General features: G+C 64.7%; 2 protein-coding genes. One reads left to right on the forward strand and one right to left on the reverse strand.

The features are described 5' to 3' along the window. Window positions 1–11: 11 nt before the first annotated feature. Window positions 12–1145, reverse strand: coding sequence for an IS630 family transposase (locus ACZ7OO_RS44060; protein ID WP_471513010.1), 1134 nt, complete (start codon window positions 1143–1145; stop codon window positions 12–14). A 71-nt stretch (window positions 1146–1216) separates the two neighbouring features. On the opposite strand from ACZ7OO_RS44060, the gene ACZ7OO_RS44065 reads away from it, so the two are divergent. After that, on the forward strand, window positions 1217–1735 hold the full coding sequence (locus ACZ7OO_RS44065; protein WP_471513011.1) for an SMI1/KNR4 family protein: 519 nt from the start codon (window positions 1217–1219) through the stop codon (window positions 1733–1735). Window positions 1736–1823 lie beyond the last annotated feature (88 nt).

A 1823-nucleotide genomic window follows, 5' to 3' on the forward strand; every position in this document is an offset into this window, starting at 1 on the left:
CTAGTGCCGCATCAGGCAACGTTCGCCCTGTCGACGACGGCGCGTAGGCGCCGGTCGTCGGCATGGCGGTTTCGCCAGATGATGTAGCGGCGGATCATGCTGCCCTGTTCCTTGTGGGTGGCGTGGTCGGTGCCATCGAGGGTGAAGTAACGCAGGGCGGTGAACTGGGCCTCGATGCGGTTGAGCCAGGAGCTGTTGGTCGGGGTGTAGGCGATCTCGACGTTGTTCATGGCGGCCCAGTCGCCGACGCGCTGGCATCGCTTCGTTGTCAGGTGCGGGGAGAAGTTGTCGCACACGATCGCGATCCGCACTGACGACGGGTAGAGCGTGCGCAGGTAGCGGCAGAACTCCAGGAACTGTGTGCGCTTCTTCACCGGTTTGATGTGGCCGTAGAGCTTGTCCTTGGCCAGGTCCAGGGCGGCGAACAGGTGCCGCACTCCGTCGTGGCGGTTGTAGGTCGCCCGCCTACGCCTGCGTGGCTCCCGGCCGGGGTCCTTGTTCTTGCCGCCGCGTTCGGCCCACTGCCGGCCGGGGTGGGGCATGAGGTTGAGCGGCCCGAACTCGTCCATGCAGAAGATGACTTCGGGCTCATCTTCCTCGGGTATGACCTCGCCATCGGCGATCGCGTAGAGGTGCTCGACCCGCGCCTTCTTGGCCGCGTAGTCAGGATCACGGGAGGTCTTCCAGGTCTTCAGGCGTTGAAAGGAGACGCCTTCCTCGCGGAGCAGGATGCGCAGGCCCTCGTGGCTGATGTCGTCGACCACCCCCTCGGCGACCAGAAAGTCCGCCAGCTTGGTCAGACTCCAGGTCGAGAACGGCAGGTCGTGCTCGGTCGGCTTGGACTTCGCGATCTTCTTGATCTCACGGCGCTCGGGCAGAGTGAAGGTCTTCGGCCGACCGCCGGAGTACTTCGGACACAGCGAGTCGAAGCCGTCGGCGTTGAAGTTGTGGATCACATCCCGCACCCGGTCGTCGCTGGTGAACGACACCTCGGCGATCTTCGCCACTGGCATGCCCTGCGCGGACAGCAACACCATCTGGGCCCGCCGCCAGGTCACCACCGATCCGGTGCCCCTGCGGATGATCCGCAGCAGCCGTCGCCCTTCGTCGTCGTCAATTTCCCGCACCCGCGCACGTCCGCTCACGTGATCATTTTGGTGGCCTGTCCCGGGCCGGGCGGCGCAGCAACGACGCAGGGCTCCTTAAGATTTCGGTCATGGCACGCTTTGAGGATGTGCAGGCCGGTTTCTGGAAGCCCGGCAGCAGCTACGGAGTGCACCGGCCGCTGACTGATGAGGCGGTGCGGAAAGCCGAGCGATTGCTCGGTGTCATGCTCCCGAGTTCGCTGCTTGACCTGCTGCGCGGTCAGAACGGGGGCGAGTCCGCAGCTGGCTGGGACGCCTTCCCGACAGACCGGCCGACGTCCTGGAGTGCCGATCACATCCCGTTCGACCACTTGATGGGCATCGGCGATCATGAAGGCACGGTCTCTCTGCTGGACAGTCCGTACCTGATCAAAGAATGGGGTCTTCCCGCGCCGGCCGTGCTTCTCTCAGGCGACGGGCACTACTGGGTTGCGCTCGACTACCGGGTATCCGGCCGAGACCGGGAACCATCGGTGACGTGGTTCGACGCCGACCGCGATGAAGAGTTGGCCCTCGCCCCGGACTTCCGATCCTTCATCGAGGGCCTCACCTCCGCCAGTGACTTCGACAGCGAAGACGTACCGAACTGACGTCTGACCGTGGACGGCATAGCCCATCGGCGATACAGCACCAACTGAGACGTCGCAGCAGGGCGAACGTTGCCTGATGCGGCACTAG

It is taken from the genome of Streptomyces sp. NPDC111744, assembly GCF_055634995.1.

Coding starts and splice junctions, on each gene's coding strand:
- ACZ7OO_RS44065 (WP_471513011.1), top strand. CDS start 1,217: ATGGCACGCTTTGAGGATGTGCAGGCCGGTTTCTGGAAGCCCGGCAGC.